The organism is Brevundimonas sp. Bb-A (assembly GCF_009394735.1).
Classification (GTDB): domain Bacteria; phylum Pseudomonadota; class Alphaproteobacteria; order Caulobacterales; family Caulobacteraceae; genus Brevundimonas; species Brevundimonas aurantiaca.
Genome location: NZ_CP045456.1, coordinates 2,144,966 through 2,165,870, shown reverse-complemented (window position 1 = coordinate 2,165,870; position 20,905 = coordinate 2,144,966). Strand labels below are relative to the sequence as shown.

The window sequence follows — 20,905 nt, the reverse complement described above, 5'->3', positions numbered from 1 at the left end:
TGGGGAAAAATCAACGCAGCGAGGCGGCGAAGCGCTGGATGCGGGTGCAGGCCTCTTCCAGCACGGCGTCGGAGGTGGCGTAGCTGATGCGGAAATAGGGCGACAGGCCGAAGGCCTCGCCCTGGACCACGGCGACGCCCTCGGCGTTCAGCAGCTCGGCGGCGAAGGTCGAGTCGCCGTCGATGACCACGCCCGATTCCGTCGTCTTGCCGATCAGGCCGGCGATGGACGGATAGACGTAGAAGGCGCCTTCCGGCACAGCACAGGTGATCCCCGTCGCCTGGTTCAGCATCGAGACGACCAGGTCGCGGCGCTTCTCGAAGGCGATCTTGCGCTCGGGGATGAAGTCCTGGGTTCCGTTCAGGGCCTCGACCGCGGCCCACTGGCTGATGCTGGTGGGGTTGGAGGTGGTCTGGCTGGCCACCTTGCGCATCAGGTCGATCAGCGGCTTGGGGCCGCCGGCGTAGCCGATGCGCCAGCCGGTCATGGCATAGGCCTTGGACACGCCGTTGACGGTCAGGGTGCGGTCGATCAGGTCGGGGGCGACCTGGGCGATGGTGGTGTATTCGAAGTCGCCATAGACGAGGTGCTCGTACATGTCGTCGGTCAGCACCCAGACGTGGGGGTGACGACGCAGAACCTCGGCCAGGGCCAGCAACTCCGCCTGGGTGTAGGCGGCGCCGGTCGGGTTGGAGGGGCTGTTCAGGATCAGCCACTTGGTCTTGGGCGTGACGGCGGCCTCCAGCACCTCGGGACGCAGCTTGAAGCCGTCCTTCTCCTCGCCGACCACGGTCACGGGCTCGCCCCCGGCGAGCAGGACCATGTCGGGATAGGAGACCCAGTAGGGAGCAGGCACGATGACCTCGTCGCCGGGGTTCAGGGTCGCGACCAGGGCGTTGAAGATGACCGGCTTGCCGCCCGGGGCGACGTGGATCTGCGACACGTCGTAGGTCAGGCCGTTCTCGCGGGCGAACTTGGCCACGATGGCCTTCTTCAGTTCGGGCATGCCGTCGGCGTCGGTATATTTGGTCTCGCCGCGATTAATGGCGTCGATGGCGGCCTGTTTGATATTCTCCGGCGTGTCGAAGTCCGGCTCGCCGGCCCCTAGACCGATCACGTCGCGGCCTTCTGCTTTAAGCTTCCGGGCCTGGGCGGTCACGGCGATGGTGGCCGAAGGCTTGACACGGGCGAGGGCGGAAGATTGCAGGCTGGACATGGGAATCCCATCGGTCTTGGAAGGTTGTTGCCGGGGAGGCGAGGTTCCTTACGCGCGCAGGCCCGCCGGGACAATCCGCCCAGGCTCGCTAATGTACAGCCGGGGTGATAAGCGGCGCGTCTGATGCGTTGGATCCTCGATTTCCTGTCCAATATGGAGGCGCGGCGCTGGCGCGCCGTGCTGGCGACTATTGTCGTCCTGGGCGCGATGACGGCTCTGTTTGCTGTGGGTAAGAGCCAGCTGGGGCTGGACGCCGAGGCGCGGCTGGAGGCCTGGCTGGGCGGGTTCCGGCACGGACCGTGGGGCCTGCCTGCGGCCGTGATCGTGTTCACGGTCGCAGCCTTCTTCGGCGCGCCTCAGTTCATTCTGATCGCCGCCTGCGTGGTGGCCTTTGGCCCCTGGTTCGGGTTTCTGTACAGCTGGATCGCCACGGTCGCCTCGGCCGCCGTCACATATTGGATGGGGCGCGGGCCGACCGCGCGGGTGCTGGAGCGGCACGGCGGCAAGACGGTGGGGCGGCTGACCCGGTTCGTGGGTCAGAACGCCTTCTACGCCAGCTTCATGATCCGCAACGTGCCCTCGGCGCCCTTCATCGTGGTCAACATGGCCTTTGGCGCGGCGCGGGCGTCCTTTCCGGGCTTTCTAGCCGGGTGCGCGCTGGGGGTTTTGCCCAAGACGGCGCTTGTGGCGTTTTTCGGCGGCTCCTTCATGACGGCCGTCAGCGGCGACGGTGTCTGGACCTCGGCCATCCTGGCGGGCGTGGCCCTGGCTTGGTTGGGTCTAATGCTGGGGGTCCGGGAGTGGGTGAGGCGTCGCGAAAAGGCGCGTGGAGACTGACGTCGCGGCAAGCGCCGGCAGGATGTTTCACAGGGAGTCCTTGCCGCTCATGACACTATCGTGAACGGCCCTGAGCGCCAAGCTTCCACAGGCCTGGGGGTGAACGCGTGTCCGGCACGCGAAGGGGGTTGTATTCCCTGTTTCATACGGGCACACGGGCCAGCGGTAGGCGTGGCGAAGACGATCAGGAAGCTGTCCGGCAAGGGGATGTCAGGACGGCGGGGCGTCGCCAGGTCGACTGCGAAACTGACGCCCTCGGTCAAAGAACAACGGTATCGATTCCCATGAGCTTTTCCCTTTTCGGCGCGATCTCCAACGACATCGCGATGGACCTGGGCACCGCCAACACCCTGATTTACATGAAGGGCAAGGGCATCGTCCTGAACGAGCCGTCCGTGGTGGCCCTGCGCAACGTCGGCGGACGCAAGATCGTTCACGCCGTGGGCATTGAGGCCAAGCAGATGCTGGGCCGAACGCCCGGCCACATGGAAGCCATCCGCCCGATGCGCGACGGCGTCATCGCCGACTTCGAAGTCGCCGAAGAGATGATCAAACACTTCATCCGCAAGGTGCATAACCGCAAGGGCTTCGTGAACCCGAAGATCATCGTCTGCGTGCCGTCCGGCGCCACGGCGGTCGAGCGTCGCGCGATCAATGATTCCTGCCTGAACGCCTCGGCGCGCCGCGTGGGCCTGATCGACGAGCCGATGGCCGCCGCGATCGGCGCCGGCCTGCCGATCCACGAGCCGACCGGCTCCATGGTCGTCGATATCGGCGGCGGCACCACCGAGGTGGCCGTGCTGTCGCTGTCGGGCATCGTCTATTCGCGTTCGGTCCGCGTCGGCGGCGACAAGATGGACGACAGCATCATCAGTTATATGCGTCGCAACCATAATCTGCTGATCGGCGAGACCACTGCCGAGCGCATCAAGAAGGACATCGGCACCGCCCGCATCCCGGCCGACGGGGAAGGCCTGTCGATCGAGGTCAAGGGCCGCGACCTGATGCAGGGCGTGCCGCGCGAAGTGCGCATCTCCGAACGCCAGGCGGCGGAAGCCCTGGCCGAGCCGGTGACCCAGATCATCGAGGCCGTGAAGGTCGCGCTGGAGGCCACCCCGCCCGAACTCGCCGCCGATATCGCCGACAAGGGCATCATGCTGACCGGCGGCGGCGCCCTGCTGCGCGGCCTGGACGTCGAGATCCGCGACCACACCGGCCTGCCGGTTTCGGTGGCGGACGACCCGCTGTCGTGCGTGGCGATCGGCTGCGGTCGCGTGCTGGAGCATCCGCGCTGGATGAAGGGCGTGCTCGACTCGGCGCTCTGATCTTTTTTGATTGCGGCCGGACGGAAGTCCGGCCGCAGATCCTTTTCAGCCCTGCGTGATCGACGGTTCCATTCCGGCCCTGATTTTGCGATAGGCAGGCAGAACGACAGGGATCGCCTGTCAATTCCAACCCCTTTTGTGGAAGGTCGCCCGTGGCGTTTCGCGACGGTCCCTTTGAAAACCTGAAGGTGCCGCTGGTCTGGACCGCCGCGGTTGTGGTCGTCGTGTCGATCGTGGCCGCCGGCCTCCTACTGGTGAGCGATCGCAAGGCCGTCGACGGCGGTTCCAGCTATGGCGCCGTGCGCGGAGCGGCTGATACGGTGACTGGACCTGTCAGCGGGATCTTGGCCGCGCCGGTGCGCTGGGTCGGCGCCGTCACCGACTATGTCGGGGGCTATTTCTTCGCGGTGTCGGAAAATCGGAAACTCAAGGCGGAATTGGCGGAACTCCAACCGTGGCGCGACCAGGCCATCGCCCTGAAGAACGTCAACGCGCGCTATGAAGCCTTGCTGGGGCTGCGGACTGAGCCGCCCGTTCCGATGATCACGGCGCGCGCCATCTCCGACGCGCGCGGACCCTTTAATCGGGCCAAGCTTCTGGACGTGGGCACGCGCCGCGGCGTGCGGATCGGCAATCCGGTGATCAATGAACACGGCCTCGTCGGTCGCGTGACGGGCGCGACCGGAGGCGTGAGCCGCATGGTGCTCCTGACCGATGTGGCGTCTCGGACGCCCGTCCTGGTGGATCGCACCGATGCGCGGGCGCTTCTCACCGGCGACGGCAGCGACAACCCGCGTCTGGAGTTTGTTCGCGGAGCCGGCTCGGTGCAGCCGGGTGATCGCATTCTGAGTTCTGGGGACGGTGGGGGACTGCCGCGCGGCATACCGATCGGCGTCGCCGCCAAGGGCATTGACGGCAGCTGGCGCGTCAAACTGTTCAGCGATCGTGGCGCTGTCGATTATGTGCGTGTGCTGTTGTTCCAGGACTTCGGCCAACTGGTCGATCCCAACGCCCTGAATGCGCCGCCCCTGGCGGGTCTGGGGACGGCGCCCGAGCCCAGCCTCGAACAGGCGGCTGCGATTGCGGACGTTGCCGCACGCCGGCAAGCGGCCGCACGCGCCCAGGCCGAACGCACGCGGCAGGCCCAGGCTTCGCAGGCCGCAACCGCCGGGCCGTCGGTTCAGCGCGGTCCGGCTCCGCGCGCCGCTCCGGATCAGTCCACGCCTGAGACTCCGCCGGGCGGACCCTCGCCTGCGCCGGGAGGCGCCGCGTGAGACGGCCGGTTGCGGTCCGCGTCGTCGGGCCTTTGCAATGGATCCTCTATCCGGCCCTTGTGGCGGTCGCGGCGACCATCGTCCTGGCCACCCCCGCCCAGCTTTTCGGCCTGACCTTGCCGGAGCCGGTCGTGCCCATGGTTCTGGCCTTCGCCTGGCCCTTGATCCGTCCGTCGATGACGGCGCCGGCTGTGCTGTTCGCCCTGGGCCTGTTCCTTGACCTGTTTTGGAACGGCCCGCTCGGCATGTGGGCCCTGTGTCTGATGGGGGTCTATGGCGTCCTGCTTCTGTCGCGCAATCTTTTGGCCGGACACGAAGGGCTGATCCGGTTCGCCTGGTATGTGGCCTGCACCCTGGGGGCGTTTCTGTTCGCCTATGTCATCGTGACGGTGCGGGCGGGCAATCCGCCGGCCATTCTGTCGCTGATCGGCCAGATCGTCCCGACCCTCCTGCTTTATCCGGTCGCTGACTGGATGCTTGAGCGGTTCGACGATGGAGACATTCGCTTCCGATGAGCGGCGAACCTTCCATTTTTTTCGCCGACGTCAATGAACGACAGGGCTCGTTCCTGCGGCGCACCTTCGTGTTCGGCGGCCTGGCGACCCTCGGCGTGGCGGCGCTTGTAGGGCGGCTGGCCCAGCTCCAGGTCGTGCAGGCTCAGGAGTATGCGACCCTCTCGTCGCAGAACCAGTTCAACTTCCGCATGGTTCCGCCGCCGCGGGGCCTGATCAAGGATCGCAACGGCGTCGTCATCGCCGGCAACCGCCCCAGTTTCCGAGTGCTGGTGGTGCGCGACGAAACCAAGGACCTGGATCAGACCCTGGACCTGCTCGGCCGGCTCTTGCCCGACACCCTGGAGCGCCGCCGGGCTATCATCCGCGATGTCAACGCCTCGTCCAAGTTTAACCCGGTCCCGGTCAAGAGCGACCTGACCTGGGAGGAGTTCGCCAAGGTCAATCTGTACGCCAACGAGCTGCCGGGCGTCATGGCCGACATGAACGACGCCCGCTACTATCCGTTCGGCGGCTCTTTCGCCCATGTGGTCGGCTATGTGGCCAAGGTGTCGGACCGAGACGTCAAGGCCATCCGCGACAAGGGCGAGGAAGTGCCGCCCCTGCTTTTCAATCCCAGTTTCCGCATCGGCCGTCAGGGGGTGGAGAAGGCGCTGGACGAGGCCCTGCGCGGCGAGCCCGGCGGTAATCGCGTCGAGGTGGACGCGCGGGGTCGGGTGGTGGCCGAGGATGTGGGCGGCTCCCGCCCGGCGGTTCCCGGGCAGGAAGTGGTTCTGACCCTCGACGCCGACATTCAGAACCGGGCGCTGGAGGTGTTCGGCGAGGAGTCCGGGGCCTGCGTCGTGATGGACGTCCGCAACGGCGACATCCTGGCGATGACCTCCGCCCCATCGTTCGATCCCAACCTGTTTGTGGGGGGCGTGCCTTCCAGCATCTATCGCGCCTTGGCCGACTATGAACGTCGCCCGCTGCTGGACAAGGCTCTCACGGGGACGTTCGCGCCCGGCTCGACCTTCAAGCCGGTCGTCGGGCTGACGGCGTTGAAACGGGGCGGCGATCCGAACCGACGGATCGTCTGCAACGGGGCCTACTATCTGGGGCGGCGGTTCGCCTGCCTGGGACGGCACGGTTCGCAGGACATGCGTTCGGCGATCAAGAACTCCTGCAACGTCTATTTCATGACCCTGGCGGTCGAGGTCGGGCCGGACGCCATCGCCGAGACGGCGCGCGAAATGGGCTTTGGCCAGACCTACGACATCGGCATCTCCGGCCAGAAGCCGGGCCTGGTGCCTGACCGAGAATGGCGGCGGAAGAATCCCGTGCGGGGCGACGGCAAATGGTATCCGGGCGAAACGCCGAGCTACGGCATCGGTCAAGGCGCCTTGACGGTCAACGCCCTGCAACTGGCCGTCTATGCTTCGCGACTGGCCAATGGCCGAAAGGCCGTGACGCCGCGGCTGATCAAGTCGATCGGGGGAGTGGAGCAGGGGGGCGACCGCAGCTTCGCCGACCTGCCCTATGATCCGGCCTTCGTGCAGGTGATGCGGGAAGGGATGGAGGCGGTGACCGACGTCGGCGGGACCGGCTTCAGGAACAGCCAACTGGGCCTCGGCGACATCCGCATGGCGGGCAAGACCGGGACGGCCCAGGCGCAGAACTACGGCGCCGGCTCCCGCAAGGGCGCGGGCCGGCCCTGGGCCCAGAAGGACCACAACCTGTTCATCGCCTTCGCGCCGGCGGACAATCCCCGCTACGCCGTGTCGGTGATTGTGCAACACGGCGGCATGGGCGGCGGTACAGCCGGCGCGCCGCGCGCGCGGGAGGTGATGAAGGTCGCCTTGCTGAAGGATCCGGAGATGCGCGCGCGAATGGAACGCCCGCCGGCGCCCGAGCCGACAGAGACGACGGACCTGACCCAGCCTTCGACCGTCGAGCCGGCGGCGCCGACGCCGGAGGCGGTTGATCCGCTTCCCCCATCGACGGAGCCGCGCTTATGACCGCTTCCGCCCTGTCTCGTCCCGGCGAGCGCGAGCGCGTTTCGACCAAGATCAGCCAGCTCGACTGGCGGCTTCTGCTGCTCATCTGCGCCGTAGGCGGCGCGGGCGCAATGATGCTCTATTCGGTGGGGGGCGGCTCGTGGTCACCCTGGGCGGCTAAACACCTGATCCGGTTCGGCGTCTGCCTGGTGCTGATGCTGGGGCTGTCGATGATCAACATTCGCTACTGGTTCGCCCTGGCCTATCCCATCTATGGCGTGGCCCTGTTCCTACTGGCTCTCGTCGAGACGCCGTTGGGCTACACCGCGCTCGGCGCCACGCGCTGGCTTGACCTGGGCGTGACCCGCATACAGCCCTCGGAAATCATGAAGATCGGCGTGGTTCTGGCCCTGGCGCGTTGGTACCACGGGGCCTCGGCCAAGGAGGCGAGCTTTCACTGGAAGCTGATCATTCCCGTCGCCATCATCGGCATGCCCTTCCTGCTGGTGGCGCACCAGCCGGATCTGGGCTCGGCCATGCTGATCGGCCTGACCGGCGCGGCCATCATGTTCATGGCCGGTCTGAACTGGAAGATCATCGCCGCCGTCGCCGCCGTCGCCACGGTCGCCGTGCCTCCCTATGTGATGTTCGGCATGCACGACTATCAGCGCCACCGGGTCCTGACCTTCCTGAACCCTGAGGCCGACATGGCCGACAAGGGGTATCAGATCGTCCAATCCAAGATCGCGATGGGCTCGGGCGGGCTTCTTGGCAAGGGCTACGGCCTGGGCAGCCAGAGCCAGCTGGAGTTTCTGCCCGAGCGGCATACCGACTTCATCTTCGCCGCCTTCGCTGAGGAGTTCGGCTTCGTCGGCGCCTTCTTCCTGCTCAGCGCCTATGCGGCCATCATATTGATCTCTTTGCGAATAGCGTCCCTGTCCCACAGTCATTTCGGCCGTTTGGCGGCGTCCGGCGTGATCGCCACCTTCGCCATGTATGTGCTGATCAACGGAGCCATGGTTATGGGGCTTGCGCCAGTCGTGGGCGTGCCCATGCCGCTGTTGTCCAACGGCGGCACGGTGATGCTGACCGTCATGATAGGCTTCGGCCTCGTCATGGCGACGCGGGTGCATCGATACGCCGAACTGCCGAAGGGCCATGGGCTGATCTGAGGCTGATTGGAAAGCGCGCCTGGGCGGGCCGTCCAGCATGTTTGATTAAAGCGCCGCATATTCTGCGGGCGCCATAGGCCGACCAGGATTTTTCGACCTGTAGGTAACCGGTGTCTTTTTTGTCCTCGGCCCTGTAACAGGAGGGACAGAAACGACTCGTCGCGTCCGGCCGGCGGGAACTGAGGGAAGGATTTCATGACTCAGCCGCTCCGACTTCATCCCGACCGCCTGTTTCCAGCAGATGCGGGAACCCGCGCAGTCGCGCGGCGGCTGTATGACGCCGTCAAAGATCTGCCGATCATCAGTCCGCACGGGCATACAGACCCCAGCTGGTTCGCCCTGAACCAAGCCTTCGCCAACCCGGCTGAGCTGCTGATTACGCCCGACCATTACGTCTTTCGGATGCTGTATTCGCAGGGGATGGCGATGGAGGATCTGGGCGTGCCGCGCGTCGACGGCGGGCCTGTGGAGACGGATCCCAGGAAAATCTGGCGCCGGTTCGCCGAGAACTATCACCTGTTTCGCGGCACGCCTTCGCGCCTCTGGCATGACTGGGTCTATGCCGAGGTGTTCGGCCTGGATGTGCGTCTCTCGGGCGAGACGGCGGACCATTATTACGACGTCATCGACGCCGCCCTCAAAACCGACGGTTTCCGGCCACGCGCCCTGTTCGAACGCTACAATATCGAGGTTTTGACCACCACCGAGAGCCCGCTGGACACCCTGGATCACCACAAGACCATCGCGTCGTCAGGCTGGAAAGGCAGGGTGCTGACCGCGTTTCGACCCGACCCGGTCCTGGATCCGGACTATGAGGGTTTCCGCGACAATCTGCACAGCCTGGCCGATCTCACCGGTCGCGACGTCATGAGCTGGGACGGCTATCTTCAAGCTCTCCGCGACCGTCGCGCCTTCTTCATCGAAAGGGGCGCGACCTCGACCGACCACGGCCATCCGACCGCCTTCACGGCGGATCTGCCGAGAGGAGAGGCCGAGGCTCTGTTCCGTCGCGTATCCGCGGCGCCCGCGACAGCTGCGGACGCCGAGCTGTTTCGCGGCCAGATGCTGACCGAAATGGCCGCCATGTCGGTCGAGGACGGCCTGGTGATGCAACTGCATCCCGGCAGTTTCCGCAATCATTCGGCGACGGTGTTCGATCGCTTTGGACGCGACAAGGGATGCGACATTCCCACCCCGACCGATTACGTCAGGGCCTTGAAGCCGCTGCTGGATCGCTTTGGAGCGGACAGGCGCCTGTCCTTGATCGTCTTCACCCTCGACGAGACCAGCTACAGCCGCGAACTGGCTCCGCTGGCCGGTCATTATCCGGCGTTGAAACTGGGCCCCAGTTGGTGGTTCCACGACAGCCCAGAGGGCATGCGCCGCTTCCGCGAACAGGTCACCGAGACCGCCGGCTTTTACAACACGGTCGGGTTCAATGACGACACCCGCGCCTTCCTGTCGATCCCGGCCCGTCACGATGTGGCGCGCCGCATGGACTGCGGCTTCCTGGCCCGGCTTGTGGTGGAGCATAGGATCGAGGAGGACGAGGCGCACGAGGTCGCCCACGCCCTGACCTATGGTCTGGTCAAGGCGGCCTACAAGCTGTGAGCGGTCCGACGTCCCGGCTGAACTCAGAGGCCTTGTCGCGACTGCCTTTGGACGTCGCTCAGCCCAGATATGACCGAGCGGAGGTGAAGACCGGCGTGGTGCATCTGGGGGTGGGAGCCTTCCACCGCGCCCATCAGGCGGTTGTCTTCGACGACGCCCTGGCCGGCGGCGACCTGCGTTGGGGGGTTCTCGGGGCCTCGCTGCGGTCACCGGGCGTCAGAGACCAACTGAATCCCCAAGAGGGACTGTACACCCTGGTGGTGCGTGACGGGGCGCGTGAGGATCTTCGCGTCATTGGCGCGGGCTGCGGCGTCCTGGTCGGCCCAGAAGACCCCGCCGCCCTGGTGGCCGCCATGGCGAGGGCTGAGGTTCACATCGTCACCTTGACCGTCACCGAAAAGGGTTACCGTATCGACCCCGCAAGCGGCGATCTGATTTTCAATGATCCGGACGTGGCCGCGGATTTGACCGATCTGGAGGCGCCGCGCACGGCCCCTGGATTCCTTGTTGCGGCGTTGAAGGCGCGCAAGGCTGCGGGCCTCAAACCCTTCACCGTCATCAGCTGCGACAATCTTCCGCAGAACGGGCAAAGAATCAGGGCGGCCGTGCTGGCGATGGCGGGCCGTATCGACCCTGACTTGGCCGATTGGATCAGGCGTCATGGCGCCTTCCCGCAGACCATGATCGACCGGATCGTTCCTGCGACCACCCCCGACGACGTGGCGCGACTGACCGGCCGGCTCGGCGTCGAGGATCAAGGCATGGTCAAGACGGAGCCCTTCACCCAGTGGGTGATCGAAAACCATTTCGCCGGCGAGCGACCGGACTTTCCAGGCCTGGGCGTTCAGTTGGCGGAGTCCGTCGAGCCTTGGGAGAACGCCAAGCTGAGACTTCTGAACGGCGCTCACTCCGCCTTGTCCTACCTGGGGGCCCTGGCCGGCTTCGAACATGTGCATGAGGTGGTGGGCGTGCCGTCTTTCCGCACCTATGTCGAAGCCCTGTGGGACGAGGTCGAGACGACGTTGGAGCCGCCGCCCGGTTTGGTGATCGCCGACTATCGGAACGCCCTGATGGCGCGCTTCTGCAACGCCGCCCTGATGCATCGCACACGCCAGATCGCCATCGACGGTTCTCAGAAGCTGCCGCAGCGACTGTTGGCGACGGCCGCAGATCGTTTGGCGGCAGGGCTCGGGATCAAGGCGACGGCGCTGGGCGTAGCGGCCTGGATGAGGTGGCAATCGGGTTTGACGGAAGGGGGAGAGCGCTTCGAGGTCGATGATCCGCTGGCCGCCGAAACGGCCCGGCGTCTGGCTGAGGCTGACAATGAAGCCGACCAGGTGCTGAGTCTTCTGAGGCTTGCGGCCGTTTTTCCGCAGCGCCTGGCGGCGGACGACCGCTTCGCCCTGGCGGTTACGGACGCCTATCTGTCGCTGTGTCGCAAAGGAGCGGTCGAGGCGGCGCGGGAGGCGGCGGTCTAGATCATGTCTCGCATTCTGGTCTTAAATTCACTCGACGACGTCGCCATCGCCCTGGATGACATTTCCGAAGGCCAGACTCCCGAAGGCTTGGACGTCCCCGCGCGCACCCACATCCCCACGGGTCATAAGATCGCGCGTCATGCTGTGGAAGCGGGAGGAGTGGTTCGTCGCTATGGTCAGGTCATCGGCCGCGCCGGCATGGCGATCGCGCCGGGAGACCACGTTCACATCCATAATCTGATGATGACCGACGATGGACGAGAGGCCGAGGTGGGGGCGGATCTGCGTTCGCCGCCGCTGCGGTCTGACGCGACCTTTCAGGGGATCGTTCGCCCGGACGGGCGAGTGGGGACGCGAAACTATATCGGCGTGCTCACCAGCGTGAACTGTTCCGCCACAGTGGCGCGCCGCATCGCCGACGCCTTTCCTGATGACGGCCTGCCGGACGGTGTCGACGGAGTGGTCGCCTTCACCCACCAGGGGGGATGCGGCGGCTCATCCCTGTCTTCCGATGTGGCCCTCTTGCAGCGCACCCTGGGAGGCTATGCCCGCCACCCCAACTTTCACGCCCTGCTGATCGTGGGGCTGGGGTGCGAGGCCAATCAAATCCCCGCCTGGCTCGCCAATGAGGGGCTGAACGCCGGTCCCACCCTTCACGCTCTGACCATACAGGAGGCCGGAGGAACGGCGCGCGCGATCGAGGCCGGCGTCGCGATCGTTCGCGATCTGATCACGGAGGCCGCCAAGACACGACGCACGACCGTGTCGGTCGAGCATCTAACGGTCGGCCTTCAGTGCGGCGGTTCGGACGGCTGGTCCGGCGTCACGGCCAACCCGGCCTTGGGCGAGGCGGTCGATCGGCTGGTCAGCCACGGCGGGTCGGCCCTGTTGTCGGAGACACCCGAAATCTGGGGAGCCGAACACCTGCTGCTGCGCCGTGCTGCGTCACAGGCCGTCGCCGACAAGCTGCAGGCGCGCCTGGCCTGGTGGCGCGACTATGCGGCGCGACATCAGATGGAGCTGAACAACAACCCCTCTCCGGGCAATCTGAAGGGCGGATTGACAACCATCCTGGAGAAGTCTCTGGGGGCCGTCGCCAAGTCGGGCTCGACGCCGCTCAACGACGTGATCGGCTATGCCGAACCGCGGGCGGCCAGGGGGCTCAGCTTCATGGACAGCCCAGGCTACGACCCCTGTTCGGCGACGGGCCAGATCGCCTCGGGCGCCAATTTGATCGTCTTCACCACCGGCCGTGGCTCAGTCTTCGGGGCCAAGCCGGCGCCCTCGATCAAGATCGCGTCCAACGCCAAGTTAGCGCGTTGGATGGACGAGGACATGGATATCGACGCTTCGCCGGTGCTTACGGGCGCCAGCCTGGCCGACGTCGGCGAACGGATCTTCCAAAAGATGCTGGCCGTGGCCTCTGGCGAGCCTTCAAAGTCGGAGGCGCTGGGCATCGGCGACAATGAGTTCGTCCCTTGGCAGGTGGGCGCCTACCTCTAAAGGACTGACACCGGACGGCCCGATCATTCGGGCCGTCCGATCCGGTCAGGCGACCAGGGCCTGGATCAGATCGCCCATGTTTCGAATAAAGACCGAGGTGGAGACGCCCTCGACCGGGTAGTCGGTCCGATAGGGCGACGTGTCCCAGACGTCGCCGACACGTGTCATCTGATATTCGCCGCCGGTCACGGCGGTCGGGGAGTCGCCCCTGTAGGGGTTCGACGTCGTCGTCAGCGGCGTCGGCCAATAGCCCCGCGCATTCAGTCCGGCCAGAACCTCGGCTACGCGGCTTTCGCTGACCGGCGACGGCCGTTTGGCCTCGCTGGACATGTCCCAGACATCGACGTCCTGAAGGGTGAAATAGGTCGGAAGCCGTAGAGAGCCCGGTCGCGCCTTCAGCGGCGACCCTTGCGTCACAGCCTCGACCGGCAGGGCGGAGAGGCGGGCATACTCCGCGCGAAGAGCGGGCGTGTCCACGTTCCGGAACGAACCGTAGTGGACGATCAGATTCTCGGGATTGTCGTCGGCGTAGTACTGGCCGTTGGCGACGTTGGATCCCCGACGATGGATGTAGATCGGGGTGTTGGCGCCTTCGAGAATGAAGGTGGGATGGGTCCGCCCCGGTGTATTGAGCGGCGGCTTGGTCGCGACCTGATCCAGCCAGTCCAGGGCCTCAGGCAGGCGGTCAAGGAATTTCCGGTCCCCGGTCAACCGGTAGAAGCCGAGCATCGACTTGATGTTGGTGCCCGTCGCATGGGTGACGAGGGCCTGAGGTTCGATCGTCCGCGCGCCGGCCGGCTTTAGGGTGTCGGGGAAATGCTGCAGGCCCCAGGCGGGCTGGGGCTGAGGCTGTTGGGTTCTGACGAAGATATCCATGCCGCGGTTGATCGCATCCAGGATGCGCGGATCGCCGCGTCCGTTCCGCGCCAACCCGTGCCAGGCGTAGATCAGAAACTCCAGATTCTCGCCTGCGACATCGTCATTGAAGGTGATGTAGGGCGTGTAGTCGGCGTGCCCGTGGACGCCGCCGTTCTGTACGAAGGGGTAACGTTGAGGCCAGCCTCCGTTCGGATACTGGCTGTCGAGAACAAAATCGATCGCCTTGTTCAGAGGCGCCAGATATTTGCGGTCTCGCTTTTCGAGGTACAGGCGAAGAAGCAGTTGCGAGGCCTCAGCCGTACCCGCGTCATCGAAGGTGGCGTTGCCGTAGTAGCGATGAAATTCCTCCAGCCGCCATGCGTTCTTGCCGACCGTGTCGTACCACCGCCTCAGCGAAGCCTCGCCGGCCGTGTCGATGACATAGTTCCAACCGCCAGCCGGGTGTTGGCCCCGGACAAGAGCGTCGGCGGCGGACTTGGCGGCCTCATAATAGAAGTCGTCGCCGGTCGCATGATAGGCGTCCAGGAACAGGTGCCCCATGGTCGCGGTTCCAGGCGGCTGCACCCAGATCATGGTCGGGCTGGCTTCCAACTCGCCCCAGCGCCGAGAAAAGTCGGGCAGATACTGCCAGACATAACCGCCTTCGACTGCAGCCTCATCGGTCATAAAGCGTGCGGCCCGCTTCATCCCAGCCAGGATGGCGTCCCGCTGAGGCGCCGAGGCGGCGCCAGCGAGGGCGGGTGCGGAGGCGGCGACGAATGTGGCGGCGGCGCCGGCGGCCAAGACGGCGCGACGGCTCATGGAAGGGGCATGCATGCTGAAACTCCTGGACCTCTGAAACGGCTCTTCGCGGCCGGTTGGAGACTCAATCAAGCACGACTGACACCGGTTTCCTAGAGGCGTCTCGACGGAATCCGGCCGGGGATCTAACGGCGAATGTCGAAACCGTTGTCACCCATGGACGCCCGAACCTGATCGGCCGAGAACAGGTTGAAATCGCCCGGAACCGAGTGTTTCAGTCCGGCGGCCGCCAAGCCGAAATCCAGCGCCTGCTGATCCGACCAGCCGCTCCAGAGCCCGAACAGCACCCCGGAAGCGAAGGCGTCGCCGCCGCCCACCCGGTCAACGACACCGGCCATGTGTAGGGCGTCCGCCCGCGTTTCGACGATCCGTCCACCGTCTCGCGTCAGCATCACCGCCGAAAGCGCCTGGTCGGCGACGCTGTCCTGCACCCGCATGGTGCAGGCGATGCGTTGAAGACGAGGGAAGGCGTCGAAGGCGGCCTTTGCGGCCTCGCGACGCCGCCCGGCGGGGTCGGCGTCGTCGAACCGCGTCCTCAGCACCAGGCCGAAGTCGCGATCGTCAGCAAAGGCCAGGGTCGCGCCGCTCAGCATGCGGCCCAAAACCGTCGGGGGATCGCCGTCCCATTGCTCCCACAGCTTTCCGCGGAAGTTGCCGTCATAACTGACCTTGACCCCCCGGCGCGCCGCAGCTTCTATCAGGGCGACGGCGGCGGAAGAGCCGTTAGGGCCCGTAGCCGGCGTGACGCCGGACGCGTGCAGCCATTCCACCCCGTCCAGCAAGGCGTCCCAATCGAACGCCGTATGGACATGTTCGACGAAGGCGGAGCCGGCGCGGTCGTACAGGACTTCCGATGGCCGCCTCACGGCCCCAGGCGTGAGGAAATACAGCCCCATGCGACCGGCCTTGAACACGACCGTCGAGGTGTCGACGCCGTGGCGGCGCACTTCGTCACGCGCGGCGCGACCCAGGACATTGTCGGGCAGGACTGTCGCCAAACCCGTGGGGGCGCCGAATTGGGCCAGGGAGACCGCGACATTCGCCTCCGCGCCCCCTGGACGGACCGTCAGGGCGGGAGACTGCAGAAGCAACTCGTGCTGATTGGGCGAAAACCGCAGCAGCATCTCGCCGAAGCAGAGGATGCGGCGGGGAGATGCGCTGTGGGTCATGCTTCAGACTAGCCGTCGCTCAGCGCGCCTGCCAACCGCCGTCGACCGGCAGGATGGCGCCTTGGACATAGTCGGACGCTCGGCTCGCCAGGAAGACGGCGGCCCCGCCGAGGTCCGAAGGCTCGCCCCAGCGGCCGGCCGGGATGCGGCCCAGGATTTCAGCCGAGCGGACGGGGTCCTCGCGCAGCGCCTGAGTGTTGGCAGTGGCGAAATACCCAGGCGCAATGGCGTTGGCGGTGATGCCGTGCGGCGCCCATTCGTTGGCCATCAGCTTGGTCAGGCCGGCCACGCCCGACTTGGAGGCGGTGTAGGAGGGCACCCGGATGCCCCCCTGGAAGGAAAGCATGGAGGCGATGTTGATGATCTTGCCGCCTTCGCCCTGTTTGATGAAGTGACGGGCCACGGCCTGGCTGAGGAAGAAGACGGTCTTCAGATTGATGTTCATCACCAGGTCCCAGTCGGCCTCGGTGAAGTCCACGGCGTCGGCGCGACGGATCAGGCCCGCATTGTTGACCAGGATGTCGATCCGGCCCATCGCCTCAAGGGTTTCCTGAACCACGCGCTCGACCGGTTCGATCGAGGTCAGATCGGCGCTGACCGCATGAGCGCGGCGTCCCATGGCCTTCACCTTGGCGACCGTGTCGTCGGAATCCGACAGGGCGACCGAAACGATGTCGGCGCCGGCTTCCGCCAGAGCCAGAGCGATTCCCTGGCCCAAGCCCACATTGCCGCCGGTGACCAGGGCGACTTTTCCGGTGAGGTCGAATGGAGTGGTCATATTGTGTTTCCTCTGGTCTGCGCCTTTTGCGACGCCGTTTAGCGGGTGTGATGCGGCAAGGGCTAATGTTCCGCTCTGTCAGCCTCGCCGGGAAATCGATCCGGCTGACCTTGCATCTCTCCCCATGTGGACTAGGTAACCGGTGTCATATTATGATGCAATCCATTAGCCCATAATCGCGCGACATGGTTCGATGTCGCCTGAACTCGCCTTGAGGAGTCCCCATGAAGATCGCGCTCATTATCGAAAACAGCCAGGCCGCAAAAAGCGAGACGGTGCATGCGGCTCTGTCCGCCGTCGCGGAGCCGCTGGGGCATCAGGTGTTCCACTATGGAATGTACGCCGCCGAGGATAAGGCGTCGCTGACCTATGTGATGAACGGCGTGCTGACCGCCATCCTGCTCAACTCCGGCGCCGCCGACTTCGTGGTGACCGGTTGCGGCACCGGCATGGGATCGATGCTGGCCTGCAACAGCATGCCGGGCGTCTTCTGCGGCCTGGTCATTGATCCGACCGACGCCTTCCTGTTCGGCCAGATCAATGACGGAAACGCCATCTCCATGCCCTATGCCAAGGGGTTCGGTTGGGCGGCGGAGCTGAACCTTCAGGACGTGTATCGCAAACTGTTCGAGGGCGAGCGCGGCCTGGGCTATCCCAAGGAACGTGCGGAGATCATGCGCAAGAACCGAGGCGTGCTGCGCGATCTGAAGGCCGCATCCTGCAAGGACATGCTGACCGTGCTGAAGGAGATGGATCAGGACTTGCTGAAAGCCGCGATCGCGGGCGAGCGGTTTTCCGAATACTTCTTCGCCAACGCTACGGACGAAGATATTCGCGACTATCTGAAGGGCGTTCTGAGCGGCGCGAAGGCTTTGGAGCCCGCATAAGGCCAAGGCTCGGCCGGCGCGTGGCCCGCGCCGGCCGCCTTTTTGAAAAGCGTTTTCAAGCCGCAGGGATAGCGGATTTCCGCACCACGAGAGCAGGTCGGACTTCCGGCTGCTTCAACTGGGCCGCATCCACGCCGCGCATGGGCGCCAGAAGCTTCTCGGCCGCCATGCGGCCCATGTCGCGAATCGGCAGGCGGACGGAGGTCAAGTTCGGCCAGACCCGCGCGGCCATGGGCAGATCGTCGAACCCGACGATCGACAGGTCGCGTGGCAGCTCCAGCCCCCGCTCGCGGGCCGCCTGCATGATCCCGATCGCCATGTCGTCGTTGAGGGTGAAGATGGCGCTGGGCGGGTGGGCCAAGGAAAGCAGGGCGTGGCCGGCTTCAACACCTGATTCAAACGTATAGGCGCCCTTGAAGTCGTATTCGGGCGCCAGTGGAATCCCGCGCGCCGACAGGGCGTCGATAAAGCCCTTGCTTCGCACCGCCGACGATCGGAACAGGTCCGGCCCGCGAACCAGACCGATCCGCCGGTGGCCCAGGTCGGCAAGGTGATTCGCCGCCTCAGCCGCCCCTATCCCGTCGTTCGTCACCACCATCGACGCCGGCTCGTCCAGGGCTACCGAGGCGATGCGGACATAGGGGCAATCCAGTTCGCGCAGCAGCGCGATGACCGCCTCGTCCTCAGACACCGAAGGGGGCATGATGACGCCATAGAGCCTTTGCCGCTCCACGAAGCCTCGGATGTCCTCAAGCAGAGTAGGGGAGTTGCGGTTGCAAGGATGGACGACAAGTTCCAACCCCGAACCCTTCAGGGCGTCCAGCACGCCTTGCTGCATATTGACGACATAGGTCGGGCTGGGGTTGTCGTAGATCAGGCCGATCAGGAAAGAGCGGCGGAACGCCAGCCCGCGCGCCTGGGGATCGGGCGTAAAGCCCAACGCCTTGATGACCGCATTGACTCGTTCCCGCGTGTCCTGGCGCACGAACGGCGACTGGTTGATCACGCGCGAGACGGTCTTTTTGGACACTTCCGCCACGCGGGCGACGTCGTTGATGGTGGCCCGCTTAGCCGTCTTGCCGGGGCGCGGATCGTCTTGAGCCAAGGTGCGGCTCCTTCCTTCTTGTCGAGCTTCAGCCATAACGCCGACTCGCGCCGGACGCTACAAACCTCTTCAAAGCGCATTGACACCGGTTTCCTCGCTCGCTCTTATCGCGGCCTGTTTGCGAGGCCTTACCTTGATCCGCACCTATTCATTCGTGAGCGTAGCGTCATGAGCGCGACGCCGATCGCCGAAATCGGGACGGCCCCTGTCGCCGCAGAGCCAGATCAGATCGCGGCGCGCTTCGTGGCGGCGCGGCTCGCCTGCCGCGCCACGCCGGATTATCCAGGCCGGATTCCCGAAAACATGGTCCAGGCCTATGCGATCCAGTCCGCCGCCATAGAGCGGTTTCCCGACAAGGTCGTCGGATGGAAGGTCGGCGGGGTGCCGCCTTCACAGCAGCCGGAGCTGGGGATTCACCGACTGGCCGGCGCCATCTTTGCACGCAATGTTTGGGCGAACGTTGAAGGCGCTGCGACGGCGTTGCCGGAGATCGAGGGCGGCTTTGCAGCCGTCGAGTCCGAGTTCATCGCCCGCATCGGTCATGATCTGGACCCCGACAAGACGGATTGGAGCTTGGCGGACGCCGTCGCGGCGATCGACAAGATCTTCGTGGGGGTCGAGCTGGCGGGCAGCCCCTTGTCGGCGATCAATGACCTGGGCTCCGCAGTCGTCGCCTCAGACTTCGGCAACAACGGCGGCCTGATCATCGGGCCTGAGTTGGCGGATTGGCGCGAGCGGCTCGAGGCGATCGAGGTCGAAACCTTCGTCAACGGCGAGAGCGTCGGCGTCGGCGGTTCTGCGTCGCTTCAGGGCGGCGCAATGGAGTCCGTCCGTTTCTTGGCCGAGCATTGCGCCCGATGGGGCCGACCGCTGAAGGCCGGCATGTTGATCTCCACCGGCGCTGTCACCGGCGTACACCGGGTCCATGCAGGGGATCAGGCCGTATGCGTGTTCAGGGGCGTTGCCGAACTCCATTGCTCGGTCGTGAGGGCTGAAGCGCAGTAATCTTCTTAAACACGTCAACCTGGCCGCCGTTGAGGGACGAGAGAGCCGGGACGCGTGAGGAACCATCAGGAACGGGAATAATCATGACCGACGCGTCAAGCGCAGGACCGATTGAGATCAAGGCGCCGTCGCCGGGCAAGTATCGGTGGATCATCATGTGGCTGCTGTTTGCAGCCATGGTCATCAACTATGTCGATCGCCAGATGATCGGCTTCTTGAAGCCCATGCTGTCAACCGAGTTCGGTTGGTCGGAGACCGACTACGCCGACATCGTCTTCTGGTTCCAGGCCTCCTACGCCGTGGCCTATCTGCTCTGGGGCCGGATCATGGACCGCGTCGGCGCGCGCTGGGGCTTGGGCGTGGCATTCGGCATCTGGCAGATCGGCCACATCCTGCACGGCGCGGCGCGGGATCTGTCGCACTTCATGATGGCGCGCATGCTCCTGGGCGTCGGCGAGGCCGGCGGATTCCCTGGAGGCATCAAGGCCGTCGCCGAGTGGTTCCCAAAGAAGGAACGCGCCCTGGCGACGGGCCTGTTCAACGCGGGCACCAATATCGGCGCCATTGTCACGCCCCTGATCGTTCCGGGTCTGGTTCTGGCCTTCGGCTGGCAACTGGCCTTCGTCATCACCGGCCTGCTGGGCCTAATCTGGCTGCCGATCTGGCTCCTGGTCTATCGGCGGCCGCGCGAACAGAAGCGGCTGTCGGCTGCCGAGCTGGCCTATATCGAGCAGGATCCTGCCGATGTCGTTGAAAAGGTCAAATGGACCAAGCTGTTGGGCGTCAAGGAAACTTGGGCCTACGCCCTGGGCAAGTTCCTGATCGATCCCATCTGGTGGATGTTCCTGTTCTGGCTGCCGGACTTCCTCGGCAAAACCTACGGGCTTGATCTGAAATCCTTCGGCCCCCCGCTGGTCGCCATCTACCTGTTGTCGGACGTGGGATCGGTCGGCGGCGGCTGGCTGTCGTCTCGCTTCATGCACCGCGGCATGAGCGTCAATAGGGCCCGCAAGATCACCATGCTGATCTGCGCCCTGTGCGCCGTCCCGGTCGCTTTCGCCGCCATGGCGTCCAACCTCTGGGTGGCGGTCGGCATCATCGGCTTGGCCACCGCGGCCCACCAGGGCTTTTCGGCCAATCTCTACGCCCTGCCGGGCGACGTCTTCCCGCGCTCGGCGGTCGGTTCGGTCGTGGGGATCGGGGGCATGTTGGGGGCCATCGGCGGCATGGCGATGGCGAAGTACGCCGGCTATGTGCTGGAGCAGATCGGCACCTATACGCCGATCTTCATCGTGGCGGCTTCAGCCTATCTAATCGCCCTGTTGGTGGTGCATCTGCTTTCGCCGAAGTACGCTCCGGCCAAGGTCTGATCAAAGC

At 65.3% G+C, this 20,905-nt stretch carries 17 protein-coding genes; 12 read left to right on the top strand and 5 right to left on the bottom strand.

Features of this window, described 5'->3' with window-relative positions; genetic code table 11:
- Positions 1-10 precede the first annotated feature (10 nt).
- Entirely contained in the window at positions 11-1,216 is a 1,206-nt protein-coding gene (locus BSP_RS10615) for a pyridoxal phosphate-dependent aminotransferase (protein WP_152950323.1), read from the bottom strand.
- Positions 1,217-1,339: 123 nt separating this feature from the next.
- On the opposite strand from BSP_RS10615, the gene BSP_RS10610 reads away from it, so the two are divergent.
- From BSP_RS10610 to BSP_RS10570, 9 genes are all read left to right on the top strand, one after another.
- Positions 1,340-2,053 carry a TVP38/TMEM64 family protein gene (locus tag BSP_RS10610; RefSeq protein ID WP_152950322.1) on the top strand — a complete coding sequence of 238 codons (714 nt, stop codon included), beginning with the start codon at positions 1,340-1,342 and terminating at the stop codon, positions 2,051-2,053.
- Positions 2,054-2,337: 284 nt separating this feature from the next.
- Entirely contained in the window at positions 2,338-3,378 is a 1,041-nt protein-coding gene (locus BSP_RS10605) for a rod shape-determining protein (RefSeq protein WP_054765854.1), read from the top strand.
- Between the two features lie 152 nt (positions 3,379-3,530).
- Complete coding sequence (mreC, locus tag BSP_RS10600) at positions 3,531-4,652, top strand: rod shape-determining protein MreC (RefSeq protein WP_054765853.1); 1,122 nt, start codon at positions 3,531-3,533, stop codon at positions 4,650-4,652.
- Positions 4,649-5,167: a hypothetical protein gene (locus tag BSP_RS10595; RefSeq protein ID WP_054765852.1), complete on the top strand. Its 519-nt coding sequence runs from the start codon at positions 4,649-4,651 to the stop codon at positions 5,165-5,167. Before mreC ends, BSP_RS10595 begins: the two co-directional genes overlap by 4 nt.
- Positions 5,164-7,161, top strand: a complete 1,998-nt coding sequence (gene mrdA, locus BSP_RS10590) for a penicillin-binding protein 2 (protein ID WP_152950321.1) — start codon at positions 5,164-5,166, stop codon at positions 7,159-7,161. Before BSP_RS10595 ends, mrdA begins: the two co-directional genes overlap by 4 nt.
- Positions 7,158-8,312 carry a rod shape-determining protein RodA gene (gene rodA, locus BSP_RS10585; protein ID WP_054765850.1) on the top strand — a complete coding sequence of 385 codons (1,155 nt, stop codon included), beginning with the start codon at positions 7,158-7,160 and terminating at the stop codon, positions 8,310-8,312. Before mrdA ends, rodA begins: the two co-directional genes overlap by 4 nt.
- Before the next feature lie 195 nt (positions 8,313-8,507).
- The gene (gene uxaC, locus BSP_RS10580; protein WP_054765849.1) at positions 8,508-9,923 is read left to right on the top strand and encodes a glucuronate isomerase; all 1,416 of its coding nucleotides are present in this window, start codon (positions 8,508-8,510) and stop codon (positions 9,921-9,923) included.
- A gap of 83 nt (positions 9,924-10,006) precedes the next feature.
- On the top strand, positions 10,007-11,401 hold the full coding sequence (locus BSP_RS10575; protein WP_227975926.1) for a mannitol dehydrogenase family protein: 1,395 nt from the start codon (positions 10,007-10,009) through the stop codon (positions 11,399-11,401).
- A 3-nt stretch (positions 11,402-11,404) separates the two neighbouring features.
- Positions 11,405-12,904 carry a UxaA family hydrolase gene (locus tag BSP_RS10570; RefSeq protein ID WP_054765847.1) on the top strand — a complete coding sequence of 500 codons (1,500 nt, stop codon included), beginning with the start codon at positions 11,405-11,407 and terminating at the stop codon, positions 12,902-12,904.
- A gap of 45 nt (positions 12,905-12,949) precedes the next feature.
- On the opposite strand, the gene BSP_RS10565 is transcribed toward BSP_RS10570, so the two are convergent.
- From BSP_RS10565 to kduD, 3 genes are all read right to left on the bottom strand, one after another.
- Positions 12,950-14,599: a pectate lyase gene (locus BSP_RS10565; RefSeq protein WP_152950320.1), complete on the bottom strand. Its 1,650-nt coding sequence runs from the start codon at positions 14,597-14,599 to the stop codon at positions 12,950-12,952.
- A gap of 110 nt (positions 14,600-14,709) precedes the next feature.
- Positions 14,710-15,753 (bottom strand): sugar kinase, encoded by a 1,044-nt coding sequence (locus tag BSP_RS10560; RefSeq protein ID WP_152950319.1) that lies wholly within the window; start codon positions 15,751-15,753, stop codon positions 14,710-14,712.
- 19 nt (positions 15,754-15,772) lie between these two features.
- Positions 15,773-16,531, bottom strand: a complete 759-nt coding sequence (gene kduD / locus BSP_RS10555) for a 2-dehydro-3-deoxy-D-gluconate 5-dehydrogenase KduD (protein WP_152950318.1) — start codon at positions 16,529-16,531, stop codon at positions 15,773-15,775.
- A 224-nt stretch (positions 16,532-16,755) separates the two neighbouring features.
- On the opposite strand from kduD, the gene BSP_RS10550 reads away from it, so the two are divergent.
- Positions 16,756-17,418: an RpiB/LacA/LacB family sugar-phosphate isomerase gene (locus BSP_RS10550; RefSeq protein WP_054765843.1), complete on the top strand. Its 663-nt coding sequence runs from the start codon at positions 16,756-16,758 to the stop codon at positions 17,416-17,418.
- A 55-nt stretch (positions 17,419-17,473) separates the two neighbouring features.
- On the opposite strand, the gene BSP_RS10545 is transcribed toward BSP_RS10550, so the two are convergent.
- A complete protein-coding gene (locus BSP_RS10545) occupies positions 17,474-18,523 on the bottom strand; it encodes a LacI family DNA-binding transcriptional regulator (protein ID WP_227975925.1) in 1,050 nt (349 codons plus the stop codon).
- 18 nt (positions 18,524-18,541) lie between these two features.
- Between BSP_RS10545 and BSP_RS10540 the strand changes: the two genes are divergently transcribed.
- Both BSP_RS10540 and BSP_RS10535 read left to right on the top strand, forming a co-directional pair.
- Positions 18,542-19,528, top strand: coding sequence for a 2-keto-4-pentenoate hydratase (locus BSP_RS10540; protein WP_194166956.1), 987 nt, complete (start codon positions 18,542-18,544; stop codon positions 19,526-19,528).
- Positions 19,529-19,611: 83 nt separating this feature from the next.
- Positions 19,612-20,898, top strand: coding sequence for an MFS transporter (locus BSP_RS10535; protein ID WP_152950316.1), 1,287 nt, complete (start codon positions 19,612-19,614; stop codon positions 20,896-20,898).
- The last annotated feature ends 7 nt before the right edge of the window (positions 20,899-20,905 follow it).

Bases quoted from the DNA above. Each gene is read 5' to 3' on its own strand.
- kduD (WP_152950318.1), bottom strand. From the start codon at position 16,531: ATGACCACTCCATTCGACCTCACCGGAAAAGTCGCCCTGGTCACCGGC.
- uxaC (WP_054765849.1), top strand. From the start codon at position 8,508: ATGACTCAGCCGCTCCGACTTCATCCCGACCGCCTGTTTCCAGCAGAT.
- rodA (WP_054765850.1), top strand. From the start codon at position 7,158: ATGACCGCTTCCGCCCTGTCTCGTCCCGGCGAGCGCGAGCGCGTTTCG.
- BSP_RS10560 (WP_152950319.1), bottom strand. From the start codon at position 15,753: ATGACCCACAGCGCATCTCCCCGCCGCATCCTCTGCTTCGGCGAGATG.
- BSP_RS10570 (WP_054765847.1), top strand. From the start codon at position 11,405: ATGTCTCGCATTCTGGTCTTAAATTCACTCGACGACGTCGCCATCGCC.
- BSP_RS10565 (WP_152950320.1), bottom strand. From the start codon at position 14,599: ATGCATGCCCCTTCCATGAGCCGTCGCGCCGTCTTGGCCGCCGGCGCC.
- BSP_RS10610 (WP_152950322.1), top strand. From the start codon at position 1,340: ATGCGTTGGATCCTCGATTTCCTGTCCAATATGGAGGCGCGGCGCTGG.
- mrdA (WP_152950321.1), top strand. From the start codon at position 5,164: ATGAGCGGCGAACCTTCCATTTTTTTCGCCGACGTCAATGAACGACAG.
- BSP_RS10535 (WP_152950316.1), top strand. From the start codon at position 19,612: ATGACCGACGCGTCAAGCGCAGGACCGATTGAGATCAAGGCGCCGTCG.
- BSP_RS10550 (WP_054765843.1), top strand. From the start codon at position 16,756: ATGAAGATCGCGCTCATTATCGAAAACAGCCAGGCCGCAAAAAGCGAG.
- BSP_RS10605 (WP_054765854.1), top strand. From the start codon at position 2,338: ATGAGCTTTTCCCTTTTCGGCGCGATCTCCAACGACATCGCGATGGAC.
- BSP_RS10615 (WP_152950323.1), bottom strand. From the start codon at position 1,216: ATGTCCAGCCTGCAATCTTCCGCCCTCGCCCGTGTCAAGCCTTCGGCC.